We start from the raw sequence: 19,817 nt of genomic DNA, 5'->3' as shown, positions 1-19,817 counted from the left end.
TAATTCACTACGGTATGAACGTATTTTTACGTAATTTTCTAATCCTAGCCTTCTTTCAGTCGGCTTTTGCTACCCAATCCTTCGGTCAATTGACGATCAGCGGTGAGATTCGCCCAAGGGTGGAGTTTCGCAATGGTTTTAAGACACTACACACAACAGAACAGAAACCTGCTTTTTTTACGGAGCAACGATCTCGGTTGAATGTCCACTTCCAAGAAGAAAAACTTACTTTCCGTCTTTCAGCACAGGATGTGCGAGTATGGGGAAGCACCAATCAAATCTATAAAACGGATTCTTCCCTGTTTAACATGTTTGAAGCTTGGGGTGCATACGCGATATCCCCAACCTTGGCCATTAAAGTGGGCAGGCAAACCCTGGATTACGATAATGCCCGTTTTCTGGGCGACTTGGATTGGGCCCAACAAGGGAGGAGCCACGACGCAGCATTATTGACGTACGATGATTCTTTGGGGACAAAAATACATGTCGGTGCCGGATATAACCAAAACGTTCCCTTTGAACCAAGTAAACTCTCGGGCACACTTTACGAGGGGATGGACAATTATAAGACCATGCAATTTATCTGGTTGCATAGGACATTTGAACGATCATTTCTATCCCTATTGGTGTTCAATGACGGGCGGCAAAACCCAGACCCTGAAGCAGCCAGCAAAAAGGTGAATTTCAGGCAGACCGTTGGATTCACGGGTCAAAAGCAGCTAAATAAGATAAACCTGGATGGGGAGCTTTACTACCAAGGCGGCAGGGATCCGTTGGGTTTGAAAACCGCTGCTTGGTTGGCGTCGGCCAGCATGACTTACAAGACGTCGCTCACCCCAATAGTTTTGGGAGCTGATTACCTGACCGGTTCCGAACCCGGCTCAAACACCAACAGGGCATTCAATCCACTATATGGCACCAACCATAAGTTCTATGGCTTTATGGATCATTTCTATGTGGGAAATAACCACGGTCAGTCAGGCGCCACTGCCGGACTGAAAGACTTCTTTCTGAAAACCAACTTCAAGCTATCCGGCACCACAAGCTTATTGGCGCATGTCCACCATTTTGAATCGGCAGTACCGATTCATGACCCGTCACAACCCGCCGAACGTATGAGCCGGTCACTGGGGGAAGAAGTAGACCTGGTGTTGACCGCGAAATTAGCTAAAACCGTCACCCTAAACATCGGTTATTCCCAGCTGTTCAGGACGGAATCAGCCGAGGTATTGAAAGGTAAACAGGATACGCCAGCTTACCAAGGTTGGGCTTGGACCATGATTCGTTTCAATCCCACGCTTTTTGCCAGCAAATAACGCATAACCCTTTATCATATGATATAACTCGTAATGATATCGATACAAATAATCCATCAATAATCAATAACGCTATGAAATCCCCAAAAAAAGCAACAACGATTAACTTATTAGATTTCAAGTCTCCACAAATGCGTGCGTTTCACTTGTCGTGGATCGCTTTCTTCCTTTGTTTTTTCGGATGGTTCGGGATCGCTCCGCTGATGGCCATCGTCCGTGAAGAACTTGACCTGAGCAAATCACAAATTGGCAACATCATCATTGCTTCCGTAGCCATTACAGTAATTGCCAGGTTGTTTATCGGTTGGCTGGTCGACCGGATAGGCCCTCGGATTACCTATACGTATTTGTTGGTGTTGGGTGCACTGCCGGTTATTTTCATTGGGATGAGCACCAGTTACGAATCCTTTTTGATTTTCCGCCTAGCCATCGGGGTAATCGGTGCTTCCTTTGTCATCACCCAGTACCATACCTCCGTGATGTTTGCCCCAAATGTGGTGGGAACGGCCAATGCGACGTCTGCTGGCTGGGGTAACCTGGGGGGAGGCATCACCCAAATGGTCATGCCCATAATCTTTGCCCTGTTTGTTTCCCTTGGCTTTATCGCTACGGACGCCTGGCGATATGCCATGGTCGTGCCTGGTGTGGCCATGATACTTTGTGGAATTGCCTATTATAAATGGACGACAGATTTTCCGGAAGGGAATATCGCAAACCTGAGTAAGACCGACTTGGATTACAAGCGAAAGAAAAAGGAGGAAGGAAAAGGTGCATTCCTGACTGCCATCAAGGATAAGCGGGTTTGGGCGTTATTCCTCATCTATGGGGCCTGCTTCGGCATCGAACTGACCATCAATAACATTGCCGCCATCTATTACCATGACTTTTTCAAGCTTGACCTGAAAACAGCGGGGCTGATTGCTGGTCTTTTCGGCTTGATGAATCTTTTTGCGCGATCGCTGGGTGGAATTTATGGCGACAAGATCGGGATCAAATGGGGGCTGAAAGGCAGGGTATTGTTTTTGGGAGGTGTGGTTTTTGTAGAGGGGTTGTCATTGATACTGTTTTCTCAGATGACCTTTTTACCCTTGGCCATCGGTACCATGATCTTGTTCAGCCTCTTTGTCCAAATGGCAGAAGGTGCTACCTACTCAGTGGTACCATTCATCAATAAAAAAGCCCTCGGTGTAGTTTCCGGTATTGTAGGGGCAGGAGGCAATGTGGGTGCAGTACTGGCCGGATTCCTTCTTAAAATCGAGTCCCTTTCATATAGCGGGGCCTTAGCCATTTTAGGTATTGCCGTGGCGATCATCAGTTCAGCCGCCTTGCTGATCCAATTCTCCAAAGCGGACGAACAAGTTACGAAAGTGGAGATGGACGAGCTCTTGGCTGAAAAAGAATTGCAGCCCGAATTTGCAAACAGTTAATTTCGTATAACCCAGGCATGTCAACAAAAGAGGCAGAAAGCTTTAAAAGTACTTGTTCCTACTGCGGTGTTGGTTGTGGCATCATTGTGCGTAAGGACAAAAAAGGCAAGGTCACCGTAGAAGGAGATCCCCACCATCCCGTCAATAAAGGGATGTTATGTTCTAAAGGGATGAACCTCCACTATGTGATTGCTGACAAGTCCGACAGGCTGCTATATCCCCAGATGCGCTGGGGCAAGTCGCATCCGCTGGAAAAGGTGAGCTGGGATACTGCCCTGGATAGGGCCAGCGCCGTGTTCAAGTCCATCATCGAGAAATACGGGCCAGATGCAGTCGCCTTTTATGTCTCGGGCCAATGCCTTACAGAAGAATATTATTTGGTCAACAAGTTGGCCAAGGGCTTCTTGAAAACCAATAACCTGGATACCAATTCCAGGCTGTGTATGAGTTCGGCCGTTATGGGCTATATCAAAACCTTGGGAGAAGATAGCGTGCCCATTGCTTATGAAGATATTGAACTGGCGGATTGCTTCTTTGTGGCTGGAGCCAATCCGGCCTGGTGCCATCCTATTTTATGGAGGAGGATTGAGCAACACAAGGAGCAAAATCCGGGAGTCAAAATCATCGTGGCCGATCCGAGGGTAACACAGAGCTGCGCCTTGGCAAACCTGCACCTGCAGCTCAATCCTGGTATGGATGAAACTCTGTTCCATGCCATCGGCAGGTGCTTAATCGAACAAGGGGATATAGACATCGGCTTTATCGAGGGCCATACGGATGGCTTTGAGGCTTATAAGGAGGTGGTTATGCAAACTTCCCTGGAAAAAGCCGCGGCCGTTTGTGGGCTCACCGTAGCAGACATCAAAAAAGCCGCCTCCTTCATCGGTGATGCCAAAGGTTTCATGACCCTTTGGTCAATGGGGCTGAACCAAAGTGCCGAAGGGGTCAATAAAAACTTGGCGTTGATCGACCTTAACCTAATCACAGGACACATCGGTAAACCAGGTTCAGGTCCTTTTTCCCTTACCGGGCAGCCGAACGCCATGGGTGGTCGTGAGGTGGGGGGCATGGCCACGTTGTTGGCTGCCCACAGAAACTTGGCTGATCCTGCCCATAGGGATGAAGTAGCTAAGTTTTGGGGCGTGGAAAGCCTGCCCGATAAACCCGGAAAGACGGCCACGCAACTCATTGAAGCGTTGGAGGAAGGGAGCATCAAGGCCGTTTGGGTCATCTGTACCAATCCCTTGGTAAGCCTCCCCGATGCCCGGAAAGTAGAAGCAGCATTGAAAAAGGCCAAATTTGTGGTCGTACAAGATATTTCCAACAAAGTGGAAACCATTCCCTATGCTGACTTGGTACTCCCGGCAGCAGGATGGGGCGAAAAGGAGGGGACAATGACCAACTCCGAACGGCGAATCAGCTACCTCAGCAAATTCAATCAGCCTCCAGGGGAAGCGCTTCCCGATGCGGAAATCTTGATTCGATTTGCCCGGAAGATGGGCTTCCATGGCTTTGAGTTCCAAAACATGTCGGAAGTATGTGCCGAGTACGTGCAATTGACAAAAGGGACCAACATGGATATCTCCGGCCTTGACTACGATTACCTCCAGACCAAGGGGGCTGTGCAATGGCCTTTTGTAGGCCATGAAAAAGAAACCGTTAAACGGCTTTTTACCGATAAGAAATTCTATACACCAAATGGTAGAGCCCAAATATTGACCCCTGGTCCGAAGAACGAATGCGAAAAAACGAGCGAAGACTTCCCACTCATTCTAACCACGGGACGGATTCGGGATCAATGGCATACCATGACCCGTACCGGAAAAGTCAGCAGACTCACCAAACATATACCCGATCCTTTCTTGGAAATCCATCCGGATGATGCGTCAGGAAGAGGTATTAGTGAGGGAGACACCGTACTGGTTGAAGGAAACCGGGGGGAAGTGCGCGTGCATGCCCGGGTTACCGATAAGATTAAAAGGGGTGTGGTTTTCTTACCCATGCATTGGGGTAAAATATTGCATAATGACTTTGCCCGGGCGAATAACCTGACAGGTAATGCCATAGATCCGGTGTCAAAACAACCCGATTTCAAGTATACCGCAGTGCAGGTGGCCCGCTACAAGAATCCCAAGCAGAAAATCGTCATTGTGGGAGCGGGGGCAGCTGCTTACCGTTTCATCAATACGTATCGGGAATTTAACCAGGAAGATGAAATATTGGTGTTTTCTAAGGAAAAACACCCTTTCTATAACCGGGTGTTGCTGCCAGACTATGTCAACCAGCACCGGACATGGGCGGATTTGCAGAAGTTTAAATCAAACAATGAAATGGATATGCTGAATTTCAGCTTATTCATTGAGAATGGTGTTGAGTCCATCGACCGGTCCAATAAAACGGTTACAGATGAAAAGGGGAGAGTACACCATTATGATACATTGATTCTAGCCACAGGCAGTCGGGCTTTCGTGCCCGGCGATGTACCGATGCACCTACCCGGGGTTTTCACCATGCGCAACCGCCAAAATGCAGATGAACTGAAAGCATACTTGGGCTATCAAGGCCACGTGTTAATCGTGGGTGGTGGTCTATTGGGATTGGAATTGGCCGCCGCGCTCCGAGAAATCGATGTGGAAGTGACCATTGTACAACTTGGGTCGAGGCTGATGGAACGGCAATTGGATCCCATGGCCAGTTCCCTGCTCAGGGAAAAAATTGAAGAAATGGGGGTGCAGCTCTTCATGAACAACCAAGTGGACCGTATTGTTCCCCATCCGGAGGAAAAGAAAAATTCAGTTTACCTTAAAAGCGGGAAAACCATCCAATGTAATGCAGTGGTTTATGCCATAGGCACAAGACCCAATATCGAATTGGCGAAGTCTGCAGGCCTTGCCTGTGGTAGAGGAATCAAAGTCAACGATTACCTACAGACCGAGGATCCAGCTATTTTTGCAATGGGGGAAATCGCTGAGCACAACGGTAAGCTCAATGGCATCACCGCCGCTGCGGAAGCCCAGGCAGACCATGCCGCAAGGTATCTATCTGGCGACCTGTTGAGCATTTACCGTGGGTCAGTATCCCTGAACATCCTCAAGTTTGCAGAACTCGACCTATGTTCTGTGGGTATCCCGGAAATCCCCGCCAATGGGGAAGGTTATGAGGAAATCCTATTGATAGACACCAGCCAGACTTACTATAAAAAATGCATTGTACACCAAGATCGGTTGGTGGGTGCTATCCTCATGGGGGATAAATCCGAATTTGCGGAGTTCAAAAGTCTGATTGAAGAAAGGACCGAACTTTCCAAAAAGCGGCAGGAGCTGCTCAGGGGCAACGTTGCCAAAGTGGAAATAATCGGAGAGCTGGTCTGCTCTTGTGGCAATGTAGGTAGGGGAAACATTGTCAAGGCCATGCAGTCCGGTTGCCAAGAATTCAGGCAATTGTGTCAACAAACCGGCGCCGGGATAGGGTGCGGAAGTTGCAAACCCGAAGTGAAACACATGCTCGATGAGTTTATTTTTGAAAAATCATGCCTATCTTAGCATAAAACATGAAGAAAGTAGATTTAGTCAGGGTGTTTGTCAAAGGCGGGATTATTTCTCCAGGGGATTTTCAAAGAACCATCCAGACGGCCAACGAACTGGGCGCCAGTTACGTGCATTTAGGTTCCCGGCAGGATATACTTTTCCCTTCGAAGAATAAGAATTCGGAAACCTTGGATACAACCTTCAGTGCCATCAATACAGACTATGACACCGGTGGCGAGGAATTTCAGAATATCATGACTTCCTATGTGGCGCTGGACGTGATGCCTACCACCCACTGGTTGGCATCTCATACCTACCATTATATCCTCGACACGTTTGACTATAAACCCAAACTCAAAATCAACATTACGGATCCCGTCCAAACGCTGGTCCCGCTTTTTACCGGTAATATCAATTTTGTTGCCTCTTCCGAAGACAACTACTGGTATCTCTACCTGAGGTTCGCCGATTTGGATTCCAAGCCATGGTGTGCGCCAGATCTGATTTATGGGTATGACTTGGCCAAAATATCCAAAGCCATTGAAGACCTTGATCCATTGACAGGTCATTTGAGCTATCCCGAAATCTATCAAAAGGTCAAATCGGCGGTTGCTCCCGATACCCATGCCGTGGAACAGGAATTGGTATATCCTGAAGCTACATCCCCTTATTATGAGGGGATGAACCGCATTGTGGGCGGGAAATATTGGTTGGGATTGTATTGGAGAAACAATGAGTTCAATATTAATTTCCTAAAGGCGCTATGCCAACTGTGCATCGAAACCAATATTGGTAAAATCAGCCTTACACCTTGGAAATCCATTATCGTGAAGGGCATTGCTGAAAAAGACCGGCTCAGTTGGGAAAAGCTTCTCGGGAAGTTTGGTATCAATATCCGCCATAGCTCGTTGGAACTCAATTGGCATTTGCCGGTTTTGGATGAGGAAGCGCTGGAGATAAAAAATTACCTGGTAAGGGCACTGGATAAGCAGGACATCAGCACCTATGGCCTGAGTTTCTCCATCAAGACCCAGCATATGTCGCTGTTTACTTCCGTGGCCATCGAAAAGGCTAAGAAGGAAAAAGAAAGCGATGCGGACACCTTCAATATACTTTATTCCAAAGACTTCAATCCCAATCTTTCGGAGTATTTCTACTACGCGAAGAAGGTGCCCAAGGAAACCTTGCCTCCGCTATTAATTGAACTGAGCTATAAGTACTATGACCAATTGGAAGCCCGAAAGCCATCCGAAGCCACAGAAAGTGGTGTAGAAACGGTCGTGAAACAGCACCGTAAATACCAATGTGCTAATTGCCTTACGGTCTATGATGAAAAATTCGGAGACGCGGAAGCCGATATCCCATCAGGAACCTCCTTCATGAAGTTGTCCGATGCCTATTGTTGTCCGGTCTGCGATAGTCCGAAATCTGCCTTTAAGTTAATCATGAGCTAGAAACGAATGAAACTAAGAATCAGTGGAAATACAATTCGGCTTCGGCTTACTCAAGCCGAAGTGGAGCAAATAGGAAGGGGGGAGCCTGTACGGCAAACCTTGACGATGAATGAGGATGTTAATTTTGGATATAGCTTGGCCACGGCGGCGGATTCTTTATCAATAAGTGCGCGTTACACACCCAACGACTTGGTCGTCTTCGTCCCTTCGACCCTCGCTAAGACTTGGACCGATACGGACTTGGTGTCGCTTCGGCATGTTCAAGGAGAAAACACGGATCATGAAATACTTATTCTGGTGGAAAAGGATTTTCAATGTCTGCACAAAAGACCTGATGAGGACGAAAGCGATAATTATCCGAACCCAAAGGCTCCCCAGCCACCTTCCCAATAACGATAATGGCCGGGGCACCTATCTGAGCTTCCTCTTGAATATTCAAGATATTTCCCATTTCCCCAAAAATGCGTCTTTCAGTGTCTTTGCTTCCATTTTGGATCACTGCAATGCATTCGTCCGTTCCCCTGTATTTCTTGAAGATTGCGACAATTTCCGGCAACTTCTTTACCCCCATCAAAATCACCACGGTAGCAGACGATTGCGCCGCTAAATACAGGTCCTTCGCTATACTCCCATCCGTCAATGTGCCCGTCACTACCCAAAAGCTTTCATTCACGCCTCTTTTGGTCAATGGAATACCGTTAAGACCCGGCACCGACACCGCACTGCTTATACCAGGAATGTACGCTACTGGAATCCCATGCCTATCGGCATAGGCTAATTCTTCATGACCTCGCCCAAATACGTATGGATCCCCGCCTTTAAGACGGACGACATGACCATGGGTATAAGCATAGTGGACAATAAGCTGATTGATCTCTTCCTGCGGTACGCAGTGCTTGCCTGATCTTTTCCCAACGAATAGTTTCAAGGCTTTTGCCGGGGCATGTGCCAACAACGCCTCATTGGCAAGGGTATCATATAACACCACATCAGCCGTATTCAGCGCGTTAACGCCCTTCAGGGTCATTAAATCCGGGTCTCCCGGCCCAGCTCCAAGTAGGGTGAGTTTTGGCTCGTGTGTCATCTCCGTCTTATTAATTACGTAATTTATAAAACAAATATAAGTATTTTTTACGTAATATTACGTAATATTAAAATAAAACTTTTACCTTAGCACTTGATTTCAGTATAACAACCATCGTATGACAAGGATAGCAGTAATCGGAAATGGAATGGTAGGCTATAAGTTTTGCGAAAAACTATGCGCTACCTCCAATAGAAAAGATTTCCAAATTACCGTATTTGGGGAGGAAACCTGGCCAGCTTATGATCGGGTACACCTAAGTGCTTATTTTTCGGGATCCACAGCCGATGATCTGATCATGGCTTCGAAAGGCTGGTATCAGGAAAATCAGATTGAACTGCTTACCAACGAACTGGTGGTGCATATAGACCGTGAGCATAAGAAAGTGGTAAGCCACAGTGGTGTGGAAGTTTTTTATGATAAACTTATTCTTGCCACCGGCTCTGCGGCATTTGTGCCACCGATCCCAGGAGTGGAGAAGACTGGGGTGTTTGTTTACCGTACCTTGGAGGATTTGGATGCAATCATGACGTATGGCAGAAAAGCGAAATCCGCAGCCGTGATGGGTGGCGGACTATTGGGTCTGGAAGCAGCCAAGGCGGTCATGGATATGGGACTAGAAGCCCATGTCATCGAATTCGCCCCCAGGCTAATGCCCCGTCAGCTTGATGCCGCAGGGTCATCCATCCTCCAATCAAAACTAGAAAGCCTAGGTATTTCAATTCATCTAAGTAAAAGTACGCAACAAATCAATGGAGAAGAGCAGCTAACGGGTTTACAATTTGCAGATGGCTCAGCATTGGCCGTCGATATGCTAGTGGTCTCGGCAGGAATCAAGCCCCGTGACGAGCTTGCCAAGGCATGTGGACTGGAAGTCGCTGCGCGGGGTGGGGTGGTTGTCAATGAGTTTTTGCAGACCACCGATGAATCCATCTACGCGATAGGGGAGGTTGCATCTTACAAAAACATGATTTATGGATTGGTAGCCCCGGGGTATGAAATGGCTGCCCAAGTGGTAAACCAATTGACGGAGGCGGAGGTCAAACCATTTTTTGGCTATGATATGTCTACCAAACTCAAGCTAATCGGTGTGGATGTAGGAAGTTTTGGAGACCCTTTTGGCGATGCGGAGCCTTCCAAGCCGATTGTTTTTGAAGATAAGGTAAAGGGAATTTACAAAAGGATTAACATCGCTGCCAATGGAAAAAAGCTTTTGGGTGGTATTCTGGTTGGCGATGCTTCTGCCTATGGCATGCTCCTGCAGATGGTACAAAATAACATGGCCCTGCCACCGGAGCCGGAGGCTTTGATTCTAGGAAACAGGGGCGGTGGGGAAATGGTCGGCGCCGGGGTGGAGAGTTTGCCGGACGAAGCACAGCTGTGTTCCTGTGAAAACGTCAGTAAAGGGGCAATCTGCATGGCCATTGAAAAAGATGGGCTGACACAAATCGCCGATATCAAAGCCTGCACAAAAGCCGGTACAGGATGTGGTGGCTGCCTTCCTATGGTCAATGACCTGCTCAAACATCAATTGAAGGTGATGGGCAAGCAGGTCAAAAATGTACTTTGCGAGCATTTTGACTATTCCCGGCAAGAATTGCTGGATTTGGTGAAAATCAAAAAAATCAGAACATTTAACCAATTAATAGACCAATATGGCAAAGGAGACGGCTGCGAGATATGCAAACCTGCGGTCGCCTCCATTCTTGCCAGTACGTGGAACGAATTGATTGTCAAACAAGATACCATCCAGGATACCAATGACCGTTTTCTGGCGAATATCCAGAAAGGAGGTTCTTATTCTGTGGTGCCAAGAATCCCCGGGGGTGAAATCACGCCGGATAAGCTGATTGTCATCGGCGAGATCGCCAAGAGGTATGGGCTTTATACAAAAATAACAGGTGGTCAACGGATAGATATGTTCGGTGCCAGGGTAGACCAGTTGCCGGATATTTGGGAAGAGCTCATCAATGCCGGGTTTGAGAGCGGCCATGCTTACGGCAAATCGTTGAGAACCGTTAAAAGTTGTGTGGGAACTACATGGTGCCGCTATGGTGTACAGGACGCTGTGTCTTTTGCCATACGCGTGGAGGAACGATACCGGGGACTCCGATCGCCGCATAAACTCAAAGGGGCGGTTTCCGGATGTATCCGTGAATGCGCGGAAGCCCAAAGCAAAGACTTTGGTATCATAGCCACGGAAAAAGGCTGGAATCTCTACGTTTGTGGCAATGGCGGATCGAAGCCACAACATGCCAAATTGCTGGTCACGGATGTGGATAGTGAAACCTGTCTCAAGTACATCGACAGGTTCCTGATGTTTTACATCAGGACGGCCGAACCCCTCACTCGTACAGCCACTTGGCTCAATAAATTGGAGGGGGGGCTGGACTACCTGCGGGATGTGGTGGTCAATGATTCCTTGGGTATCGGGGAAGAGCTGGAAAACGATATGGCGTTCATGGTCCAGACGTATTCCTGTGAATGGAAAGAGGTGGTGAATAATCCCGAATTGCGTGCCAAATTCAAGTCTTTTGTGAATTCGGATGAATCGGATCCCTCATTGGAGTTTCAGGAAATGCGGGGGCAAAAGATTCCAGCATCATGGAGTTAATTAACCCTAATTAGGGTAAATCCCTGTGTAAATCCGTAATATCGGCGTCATCTGCGTTCTATTTTTAGTTTATGCTAACCCGGCCACTGATTTATGAACAAACTTTAATAATAAGCAACAATGATTTTTGAATTGGAAAAATACAAAACAACGGAAGTAACCAAAGTGTCTACTTGGTATAGGGCGGCTCCGGTAGATGCCTTCCCGGAAAATGGCGGGGCTTGTATCAAATATAAAGACCTCCAAATCGCAATCTTCAATTTTGCAAGAAGAAAGGAGTGGTATGCTTGCCAAAACCTATGTCCCCACAAAATGCAAATGGCCCTGTCACGGGGCATGATCGGTTCGGATGCGGATGAACCCAAGGTTGCTTGCCCTTTCCATAAGAAAACATTCTCCCTCAAGTCGGGTAAAAACCTTAATGGTGAGACCTGCGACATCGCGACATACCCCATCAAGATTGAAGACGGATACGTTTTTGTGGGCTTTGAAGAGTAAGTAGGGGGTGTGAGATGTGAGACATGAGATTTGAGATTTGAGACATGAGACATGAGATTTGAGACATGAGATATGAGATATGAGATTGATGATTTAGATTTTGAATTATTGATTCATTGCTTACCTTTAAAGGTTTGAATGAGCCCTTCGGGGTTTTTACATTTTACTTTTTATTTAACGAGGAAATCAGGTGCTAACGGAAAAGCCGAAATTCGAAAATCTAGGAAGGTATTACCTGATTGCGTTGTGTGCCATTGCTGCCAGCATCATCATCAGCCAAGCATTGGTACAACAATACATTAGTGAACAGAAAAATGACTCCCGGGTGGTCAACCTTTCTGGCAGGCAACGGATGTTGAGCCAGCGGATTAGTAAATGTGCGCTTCTCCTTGGAACATCAGCAAACCCTGCTGACCGAGCAGAACGCCGAAACGAGCTGGAAACCGCGCTCGACGAGTGGCGCAAAGCCCATGATGGCCTGCAACATGGCGATGACGCATTGGGCGTGAAAGGCCATAACAGCAGGGCGATCGATGAGCTCTTTACCCAAATCAATGCGGACCACCAACAAATGGCAAGTGCCGCCCAGCGCTTGATCAACAACCTTACCCATGATATCAATATACCCGCGGATAGTTTACGGGCCGATATCAATACCATAATCAAACATGAAGGAGCGTTTCTTCGGGGTATGGATGAGGTGGTGTTTCAATACGATGATGAAGCCAAGACCAAAGTCATGGATCTCAAGAAGGTGGAAATATTCATCATGATTTTTTCACTTGGGGTAATCGTGATGGAGTTGTTTTTTATTTTCTTCCCCTTAGCACGGTCTATCCGCAAGACAATCGACAACCTTTCCGAAGCACGGGAGAAAGCAAAGAAGATGGCATTGGAGGTAAGTGCGCTATACAACTCCTTGGAGCAGGCTTATCAAGATTTGTTGGAAGCAGATGTGCGGGGCGAGGAGGATTTCATGTTGTATGCCAAGTGTGACGGAAACGGGGACTTCAGTCATTTTTATGATCGCTTTACAGCTTCCATGGAATTTGATATGGATAAACCCGCAAACTTGTTCGATTGGCTCCAAGAGCAGGGGCATAGCGAAGAACACCTACAGCGTATCAAGGACATGGTGTTGGTGGGGGAATCATGGAATGGAGGAATAAAAGTTACCAATACAGCCGGCGATTTCGTATGGCTCAAACTCAATATTGTTCCCACCATGGATGAACAGGGCAAGGTGGAAACATTGATGGTGATTGGTAGCGATGAGACGGAAAAAAAGGAAGCCATGGCCATTTCACGGGAGATTAACAGGGAGCGGATTGCAAAAAGTGTCAAGGAACAGCAATTTAGGTCGGCATTGATCCTAGAGGGGCAGGAGGAAGAACGCAAGCGGATATCCAGGGACATGCACGATGGAGTGGGGCAATTGCTTTCGGCCATGAAGTTCAACCTGGAGGGTATCCAATCGATTAACGCTGGGAAAGAACGTGAAAAGTTGAAAGCATCCCGGGAATTGTTGAAAAATGTGATTAAGGAAGTACGCAGGATTTCCTTCAACCTTACACCTAGTGCACTGTCTGATTATGGTATCGTCCGCGTATTGAGTAAATTTTGTCGGGAAATCACAAAAATATCCGGCCTCAAGGTAACGTTTGAAAATAAGACAGGGTTTCTCTCCAGGTTGGAAGGAAAAGTAGAAAACAATATCTACCGTATTGTGCAGGAAGCGGTAAATAATGCCATAAAATATGCGGAGGCCACGGAAGTAAAGGTTATTATTTCGCATAATTCTCAGTATCTTAGCTTGGAAATTAAAGATGATGGGAAAGGATTTGATATCAAAAAATTGGAGGAAAAAGGTCATTTTTCCGCTACAGGCCACGGTATCTTCAATATACGGGAGCGGGCTAATTTTATCAATGGCGATTGTCGGATTTTTTCTGTAGCGGGGCAAGGAACTACCATAAGCATCAACATTCCTTTGGAATAGATCAATAAATTCAATAAACGGATGGAACGTATAAAAGTCGTATTAGCGGATGACCATTTGGTAGTCAGGAGCGGTATCAAAAGCCTCTTGGAAGAAGAAGGGATCCAAGTCATTGGGTTGGCTTCTAACGGTGAAGAAGCGATTCATGCTGTACAAGAATTGCAGCCGGACTTATTGATCATTGATATCCGGATGCCTGTCATGAATGGGCTGGAGGCGACCAAAAAATTGACTGAATCATCCACCAATACGAAGGTACTTATCCTTTCGATGCATGATGATGAGGATTATATCCTCCAATCCATTGAAAGCGGTGCTAAGGGATATCTGCTCAAAGATACCAGCAGGGAAGAATTTATGAAGGCCATCAAGACCGTACAACAAGGCGGGAAGTATTTCAGTGGCGACATCAGCAACGTATTGGTCAACCGTTATTTGGATGTAAAACAGGGGAAAATCGGCAATAATACAACCCTATCCGGTAGCCATGACATCACCAAACGGGAGAAACAAATCCTCAAAATGATTGCCAATGGAATCGGAAACAAGGAAATTGCCGAGCAATTGGGAAAAAGTGTCCGAACCATCGAAACCCACCGCTTCAACATCATGAAAAAATTGAAGGTGAACAACGTGGTGGAACTTTTGAAGAAAATTGAAGAGCATGCAGACCTCACGATTTAAATTTTTGCTCCAATGCTTATAGACAACCATGGGAGAGTGACGAACTACCTGCGGCTATCGGTAACGGATAGCTGTAACCTGCGCTGCCAATATTGCATGCCGGAGGAAGGGGTGTCCTTTGCCAAGCGGAGCGAGTTGTTGAGCTGGGATGAGCTGTTTACCTTAGCCAAGGTTTTTGTGGGCATGGGGGTCAATAAAATCCGGATAACGGGTGGAGAACCGTTCGTCCGGAAAGGGCTGATGTCTTTTCTGGAAAAATTGGCTTACCTTCCCGGATTGGACGATATCTCCATTACAACCAATGCGACTTTAATAGGCCCTCATATCCAGGCATTGAAAAAACTCCATATCAGCAGCATCAATGTTAGCCTCGACAGCCTGGACAGGCAGCGTGTACACGCCATCACGAGAAGGGATAGTTTTGATACTGTAATCGCCAATGTCCATCAACTGGTCGACCATGGTTTCGATGTTAAGTTGAACTGTGTGGTGATGGCTGGCATAAATATCGATGACATTATTCCCTTTGTCCACTTTGCCAATCAAAACCCTATCAATGTACGTTTTTTGGAAGAAATGCCTTTCAATGGCCAATCTATCGGCGGGAAGGTATTGGAATGGGACCATGTGCGGATTCTGGCGCTTATCAAATCACATTTTCCAAGGATCGAGAAACTGCCCACGTCCCAATCTTCCACTTCCGTAAACTATAAAGTGCCGGGAGGCATGGGTTCCTTTGGGGTTATCCCCTCATTTTCCAGGACGTTTTGCGGAACATGCAATCGAATACGGGTATCAGCCAAGGGGCATCTACAGACTTGCCTCTATGCAGCAGAGACCGTCGACCTGAAACCCATGGTGAGAGGGATACTAGATCCTGAGGGATTGGAGTCCAGTATCTATGCTGCAATCCAATCCCGGTATAAGGATGGCTTCGAAGCGGAAAAACGACTGACAAACATACAATCAATGACACTCATCGGAGGGTAGGCAGGATGGAGAAAATGAGATACAAGGCCAAAACGGGGGTTAGTATGCATGCAACAAGTAGACTATATGGCTTGGTTTTGGCCGGGGGAAAAAGTATCCGGATGGGCAGAGACAAAGGCGCTCTTCAATATCATCAAACCAATCAGCGAACGTACTTGTATCGGATGCTAGATCAGTTTTGTGCTGAAACCTATATCAGTTGTCGCAGTGACCAGCAGCATATCATGGATTCTGGCTTGCCCCACATCGTAGATAAAAACGTGTATGGGGGGCCATTGAATGGGATGCTAACAGCCCACCGCGCCCATCCGAATAGGGCTTGGTTAGTGGTGGCTGTTGATTTGCCCTTCCTCAGCGCACAATCCATCCAATCGTTGGTTGAAAATAGGGATCCCAAAAAAGTTGCCACGGTATACGCCGGACATGGGTCAAACCTGCCGGAACCATTGGTCGGTATATGGGAACCGCATGGGTTGGCCTTATTAGCGGAATCCATATTGGAAACAACGAACAGGAGCCCGAGAAATTTTTTGATAAATGCAGATACCAAGCTAGTAAGTCCGGAAAATGATCTGGAACTGTTCAACGCCAATTCCCCTGAAGACTATGAAGAAGCTAAAATTTTATACAGTAGAGGCGTAATATAGCAAGCGATGATTTCAGTAACCGAAGCGAAAACGTTGCTCAAGCAGCAAAAATTCACCTTGAAGACAGGGGGCCTTCCGCTGCGCGAAGCGGCAGGGATGGTGCTTGCCGAAGATATATATGCCCCGCTCGATATTCCTGCTTTTGACCAATCTTCCATGGATGGTTATGCCTTTTCCTTTGCGGATTGGTATGAACACCAGGTATTGCGCGTGGTGAATGAAGTGCCAGCAGGTAAAAACGAGCAGCTTTCCATAGCTCCGGGCGAGGCGGTGCGTATTTTTACAGGTGCGGCACTACCTGATGGGGCAGATACGGTGGTCATGCAGGAACGGACGGAAGTGGATGCAGGTTCCCTGCACATGCAGGATCAAGCGCTTGCCAAGGGCAACCATGTGCGACTAAAGGGAACCGAAATAAAGCAAGGAGAGCTGGCTATCATGCGAGGCACGCATCTATCCCCCGCAGCCATTGGTTTCCTTGCTTGCATGGGCATGCCAACTGTGTCCGTGTTTCTTCCTCCTAAGGTAGCCCTCATCGTCACGGGCGATGAACTCCGTCATGCAGGAGAAACACTCTTGCATGGACAAGTCTATGAAGCATCATCTGCTATGCTACATGCCGCCATGAATCAGATAGGTATACGGGATATCCAACATGTGGAGGTGCCCGATTCACCAGAAGCCATTGAGCGGGCATTGACCATGGCATTGGATAGTTATGAGGTCGTGCTGCTTACAGGGGGCGTAAGTGTGGGTGACTATGATTTTGTGGTGCCCGCAACCAGACGCTGTGGTGTGGAACAGCTATTCCATCGGGTGCAACAACGTCCGGGCAAGCCATTATTCTTTGGCAGGAAAGGCAATCAGCCGGTGTTTGGACTGCCCGGTAACCCGTCTTCGGTATTGACTTGTTTTTATGAGTATGTATGGCCACTGCTCCGTAAATTGAGCGGCAAGGAAGAGCAACTGGTTGCGCTATCCGTGCCCCTGGAACATCAGCACACAAAAACGCATGCGCTGACCCATTTCCTGAAGGCTCAATTTCAGGATGGCAAAGTGGATATTTTGTCAGCTCAGGAATCATTTCGCCTCCGATCCTTTGCTACAGCAAACTGCTTGGTAAAACTCGATGAGACGGTAAAGACCTATCAGCCCGGCGAACTTGTTGAAATTCATTTATTGCCTACCCATGGATAGCATCATACTCTTCTACTTACTTTTATTTAGCATCGCCTTCCTATATGCATCTGTAGGTCACGGAGGCGCAAGCGGTTACCTGGCCTTGATGGCGTTGTATGGCATGAGTCCAGCGGTTATGAAGCCGACCGCATTACTGTTGAATCTCTTTGTATCCATGGTCGCCTTTATCTATTATTATCGGGCCCATTATTTCGTGGGAAAGCTATTCCTGCCGCTAGCCTTGGCTTCCGTACCTTTAGCCTTTTTGGGGGGAAATATAGCGGTGGATGCTGCGGTATATAAGTTATTGCTGGGGGTATTCCTGTTGGTTCCTGTGGCGCGCTTCCTGTTTTTCAAGGATATCAAACCCCGTGCTGGTGTATCACCAAAAACAAGTTGGCTCATCCTTATTGGCGGAGCGATCGGTTTATTATCCGGCTTGCTTGGGATTGGTGGGGGAGTGATCCTATCGCCCATTTTATTGCTGCTGGCTTGGACAGACCAAAAGCAGGCTGCAGCAATAAGCGCCCTGTTTATTTTTGTCAATTCATTGGCAGGATTATCCGGGCAGCTTATGCAAGGTGCCACATTTTACCCGGATATGATTGCTTACGTCACCATAGCCTTTGCAGGTGGACTCGCTGGATCTTATTTCGGTGCCAAGAAGTTCCAACAGCGCACCATCAAACTTTTACTGGCCATGGTATTGTTGGTCGCCTCATTTAAGTTATTTTTACCTTATCTTTTATAATAACATATGGAAATCTCCGTGTTTTTTTTCGGACAGTTAACAGATATCATAGGAAGTCGACAAGTAAGGCTATCGGATGTTTCGGATACGGATGCGCTGGAAAATACGCTTAAGGCGCGCTATCCCATGCTCCGACAGAGCAAGTATGTGATTGCTGTAAACCGTAAAATCATCCGGGAAAAGATGGACCTTACGTCAAACGCTGAAGTAGCCCTTTTACCTCCATTTTCCGGAGGGTAAAACACGCTATTCAGGTATATGCAGAAAGTAATGAAACGGCTAAATAAACTGATTTTTTTCAACCAGGGGGCGATACCTGCAACGCGCATAGCGGACATCATCCAACACCATGGCAGTGACATAAGTATAGGTGCTTATAGTATTTTTTTGGGGCAAGTGCGGGCCGATCTTGCGGGCAATGACCAGGTTTCGGCCATTTCGTACACCGCTTATGAGGACATGGCACTGGAAAAAATGGAAGCGATAGGCGATGCGATTTTTGAAAAATACGCTATCACAGGAATGGAAGTCATCCATAGCCTTGGGGAGGTAGCTACGGGTGAAATATGCCTTTGTGTGGTCCTCACCGCTGCTCACCGGAAGGCTGCCATGGATGCCTGCAGTGAAACCGTAGAACTCATCAAAAGCGAACTACCAATCTGGGGAAAAGAGCACCTCACCAAGGAAGGCCATCAATGGAAAATAAACACAACAAATGGTAAACATCACACATAAACCTTATACACTCCGCAAGGCTGTGGCTTCGGCCATTGTACGAACATCCAAAGTGGAAACGATACAAGCCGTCTTGGAAAACAACGTACCCAAGGGGAATGTGTTTGAATTTGCACGTGCGGCAGGCTTACTGGCGATAAAAAAGACCAGCGACCTCATCCCTGATTGCCATCCATTACCCATTGAATACGCAGCAGTACGTTACGATACCGATGGATTGGATATCTGTATTGAAGTGGAAGTGCACACCATCTATAAAACCGGGGTAGAAGTAGAGGCGATGCACGGAGCGATGCATGTAGCGCTGACCATATATGACATGCTCAAACCCATTGACAAGGAATTGGTAATCACCACCGTAAAGCTCAACAGCAAAGAGGGGGGCAAATCATCTTTTTCTGAAACAGTAAAAGACGGATTCAAATGTGCGGTCATCGTATGTTCTGACCGTGTGGCGGCAGGCACGAGAACCGACAGCTCAGGAAAACGCATTATCGAAAAACTGGAAAAACTGGGAATCGATACGAGCACCTATGAAATTATTCCCGATGAGAAATCCCTTATCCGTGATAAGGCTTTGCACCTATATGAAGAAGGCTATGACTTATTACTGTACACTGGAGGTACGGGGCTATCACCACGGGATGTGACACCTGACGCCTTGCGACCCTTACTCGACGTTGAGGCGCCGGGTATCATGGAAGCTGCAAGAAATTATGGGCAACAACGCACACCCATGGCCATGTTTTCAAGGGGCTTGGCAGGTTTCAAGGGTAAAATGCTGATCATCACCCTGCCAGGATCGCCAAAAGGGGTGGAGGAAACAATGGATGCCATGTTTCCAACCATCTTACATGCCTTTAAGATCCGGGAGGGTTTCGGACATTGAGCCCCCGTTTTTTAAGCGGTTTA

General features: G+C 47.2%; 17 protein-coding genes. 16 read left to right on the top strand and 1 reads right to left on the bottom strand.

What is annotated here, in order from left to right:
- Positions 1-14: 14 nt before the first annotated feature.
- The 5 genes from NF543_RS01405 to NF543_RS25440 all read left to right on the top strand — a co-directional run bounded on the left by NF543_RS01405 (position 15) and on the right by NF543_RS25440 (position 8,117).
- Positions 15-1,316 (top strand): alginate export family protein, encoded by a 1,302-nt coding sequence (locus NF543_RS01405; RefSeq protein ID WP_257666295.1) that lies wholly within the window; start codon positions 15-17, stop codon positions 1,314-1,316.
- Positions 1,317-1,390: 74 nt separating this feature from the next.
- On the top strand, positions 1,391-2,743 hold the full coding sequence (locus NF543_RS01400) for an MFS transporter (RefSeq protein ID WP_257666294.1): 1,353 nt from the start codon (positions 1,391-1,393) through the stop codon (positions 2,741-2,743).
- Between the two features lie 17 nt (positions 2,744-2,760).
- Positions 2,761-6,285 carry a nitrate reductase gene (locus tag NF543_RS01395; protein ID WP_257666293.1) on the top strand — a complete coding sequence of 1,175 codons (3,525 nt, stop codon included), beginning with the start codon at positions 2,761-2,763 and terminating at the stop codon, positions 6,283-6,285.
- Between the two features lie 8 nt (positions 6,286-6,293).
- On the top strand, positions 6,294-7,724 hold the full coding sequence (locus NF543_RS01390) for a rubredoxin (protein ID WP_257666292.1): 1,431 nt from the start codon (positions 6,294-6,296) through the stop codon (positions 7,722-7,724).
- Positions 7,725-7,730: 6 nt separating this feature from the next.
- On the top strand, positions 7,731-8,117 hold the full coding sequence (locus tag NF543_RS25440; protein ID WP_373274984.1) for a DUF7009 family protein: 387 nt from the start codon (positions 7,731-7,733) through the stop codon (positions 8,115-8,117).
- On the opposite strand, the gene cobA is transcribed toward NF543_RS25440, so the two are convergent.
- Positions 8,014-8,808 carry a uroporphyrinogen-III C-methyltransferase gene (gene cobA / locus NF543_RS01385; protein ID WP_257666291.1) on the bottom strand — a complete coding sequence of 265 codons (795 nt, stop codon included), beginning with the start codon at positions 8,806-8,808 and terminating at the stop codon, positions 8,014-8,016. The genes NF543_RS25440 and cobA overlap by 104 nt on opposite strands.
- Before the next feature lie 118 nt (positions 8,809-8,926).
- Here cobA and nirB point away from each other — a divergent pair, with 118 nt between their 5' ends.
- The 11 genes from nirB to moaCB all read left to right on the top strand — a co-directional run bounded on the left by nirB (position 8,927) and on the right by moaCB (position 19,794).
- A complete protein-coding gene (nirB, locus tag NF543_RS01380; protein ID WP_257666290.1) occupies positions 8,927-11,422 on the top strand; it encodes a nitrite reductase large subunit NirB in 2,496 nt (831 codons plus the stop codon).
- Between the two features lie 120 nt (positions 11,423-11,542).
- Positions 11,543-11,920 carry a nitrite reductase small subunit NirD gene (nirD, locus tag NF543_RS01375; RefSeq protein WP_257666289.1) on the top strand — a complete coding sequence of 126 codons (378 nt, stop codon included), beginning with the start codon at positions 11,543-11,545 and terminating at the stop codon, positions 11,918-11,920.
- 190 nt (positions 11,921-12,110) lie between these two features.
- The gene (locus NF543_RS01370; RefSeq protein WP_257666288.1) at positions 12,111-13,919 is read left to right on the top strand and encodes a sensor histidine kinase; all 1,809 of its coding nucleotides are present in this window, start codon (positions 12,111-12,113) and stop codon (positions 13,917-13,919) included.
- Positions 13,920-13,940: 21 nt separating this feature from the next.
- Positions 13,941-14,603: a response regulator transcription factor gene (locus NF543_RS01365; protein WP_257666287.1), complete on the top strand. Its 663-nt coding sequence runs from the start codon at positions 13,941-13,943 to the stop codon at positions 14,601-14,603.
- Between the two features lie 12 nt (positions 14,604-14,615).
- On the top strand, positions 14,616-15,593 hold the full coding sequence (gene moaA, locus NF543_RS01360) for a GTP 3',8-cyclase MoaA (RefSeq protein ID WP_257666286.1): 978 nt from the start codon (positions 14,616-14,618) through the stop codon (positions 15,591-15,593).
- Between the two features lie 5 nt (positions 15,594-15,598).
- Positions 15,599-16,240, top strand: a complete 642-nt coding sequence (locus NF543_RS01355) for an NTP transferase domain-containing protein (protein WP_257957421.1) — start codon at positions 15,599-15,601, stop codon at positions 16,238-16,240.
- A gap of 6 nt (positions 16,241-16,246) precedes the next feature.
- Positions 16,247-17,437, top strand: coding sequence for a molybdopterin molybdotransferase MoeA (locus NF543_RS01350; protein WP_257666284.1), 1,191 nt, complete (start codon positions 16,247-16,249; stop codon positions 17,435-17,437).
- On the top strand, positions 17,430-18,170 hold the full coding sequence (locus NF543_RS01345; RefSeq protein WP_257666283.1) for a sulfite exporter TauE/SafE family protein: 741 nt from the start codon (positions 17,430-17,432) through the stop codon (positions 18,168-18,170). The genes NF543_RS01350 and NF543_RS01345 overlap by 8 nt, the downstream gene beginning before the upstream one ends.
- A 6-nt stretch (positions 18,171-18,176) precedes the next feature.
- On the top strand, positions 18,177-18,410 hold the full coding sequence (locus NF543_RS01340) for a MoaD/ThiS family protein (protein WP_257666282.1): 234 nt from the start codon (positions 18,177-18,179) through the stop codon (positions 18,408-18,410).
- Positions 18,411-18,440: 30 nt separating this feature from the next.
- Complete coding sequence (locus tag NF543_RS01335; RefSeq protein ID WP_257666281.1) at positions 18,441-18,905, top strand: molybdenum cofactor biosynthesis protein MoaE; 465 nt, start codon at positions 18,441-18,443, stop codon at positions 18,903-18,905.
- Positions 18,886-19,794, top strand: coding sequence for a bifunctional molybdenum cofactor biosynthesis protein MoaC/MoaB (gene moaCB / locus NF543_RS01330; protein ID WP_257666280.1), 909 nt, complete (start codon positions 18,886-18,888; stop codon positions 19,792-19,794). The genes NF543_RS01335 and moaCB overlap by 20 nt, the downstream gene beginning before the upstream one ends.
- Positions 19,795-19,817 lie beyond the last annotated feature (23 nt).

The organism is Parapedobacter tibetensis, from assembly GCF_024704835.1.
In the GTDB taxonomy this organism is placed as follows: domain Bacteria; phylum Bacteroidota; class Bacteroidia; order Sphingobacteriales; family Sphingobacteriaceae; genus Parapedobacter; species Parapedobacter tibetensis.
This window is presented reverse-complemented; position numbering and strand designations above follow the sequence as displayed.

Excerpts from the sequence above, each read along its gene's own strand:
- NF543_RS01400 (WP_257666294.1), top strand. The coding sequence starts at position 1,391 with ATGAAATCCCCAAAAAAAGCAACAACGATTAACTTATTAGATTTCAAG.
- nirB (WP_257666290.1), top strand. The coding sequence starts at position 8,927 with ATGACAAGGATAGCAGTAATCGGAAATGGAATGGTAGGCTATAAGTTT.
- NF543_RS01390 (WP_257666292.1), top strand. The coding sequence starts at position 6,294 with ATGAAGAAAGTAGATTTAGTCAGGGTGTTTGTCAAAGGCGGGATTATT.
- NF543_RS01405 (WP_257666295.1), top strand. The coding sequence starts at position 15 with ATGAACGTATTTTTACGTAATTTTCTAATCCTAGCCTTCTTTCAGTCG.
- NF543_RS01355 (WP_257957421.1), top strand. The coding sequence starts at position 15,599 with ATGGAGAAAATGAGATACAAGGCCAAAACGGGGGTTAGTATGCATGCA.
- nirD (WP_257666289.1), top strand. The coding sequence starts at position 11,543 with ATGATTTTTGAATTGGAAAAATACAAAACAACGGAAGTAACCAAAGTG.
- NF543_RS25440 (WP_373274984.1), top strand. The coding sequence starts at position 7,731 with ATGAAACTAAGAATCAGTGGAAATACAATTCGGCTTCGGCTTACTCAA.
- NF543_RS01365 (WP_257666287.1), top strand. The coding sequence starts at position 13,941 with ATGGAACGTATAAAAGTCGTATTAGCGGATGACCATTTGGTAGTCAGG.
- moaA (WP_257666286.1), top strand. The coding sequence starts at position 14,616 with ATGCTTATAGACAACCATGGGAGAGTGACGAACTACCTGCGGCTATCG.
- cobA (WP_257666291.1), bottom strand. The coding sequence starts at position 8,808 with ATGACACACGAGCCAAAACTCACCCTACTTGGAGCTGGGCCGGGAGAC.
- NF543_RS01340 (WP_257666282.1), top strand. The coding sequence starts at position 18,177 with ATGGAAATCTCCGTGTTTTTTTTCGGACAGTTAACAGATATCATAGGA.
- NF543_RS01335 (WP_257666281.1), top strand. The coding sequence starts at position 18,441 with ATGAAACGGCTAAATAAACTGATTTTTTTCAACCAGGGGGCGATACCT.
- NF543_RS01395 (WP_257666293.1), top strand. The coding sequence starts at position 2,761 with ATGTCAACAAAAGAGGCAGAAAGCTTTAAAAGTACTTGTTCCTACTGC.
- NF543_RS01350 (WP_257666284.1), top strand. The coding sequence starts at position 16,247 with ATGATTTCAGTAACCGAAGCGAAAACGTTGCTCAAGCAGCAAAAATTC.
- NF543_RS01345 (WP_257666283.1), top strand. The coding sequence starts at position 17,430 with ATGGATAGCATCATACTCTTCTACTTACTTTTATTTAGCATCGCCTTC.
- moaCB (WP_257666280.1), top strand. The coding sequence starts at position 18,886 with ATGGTAAACATCACACATAAACCTTATACACTCCGCAAGGCTGTGGCT.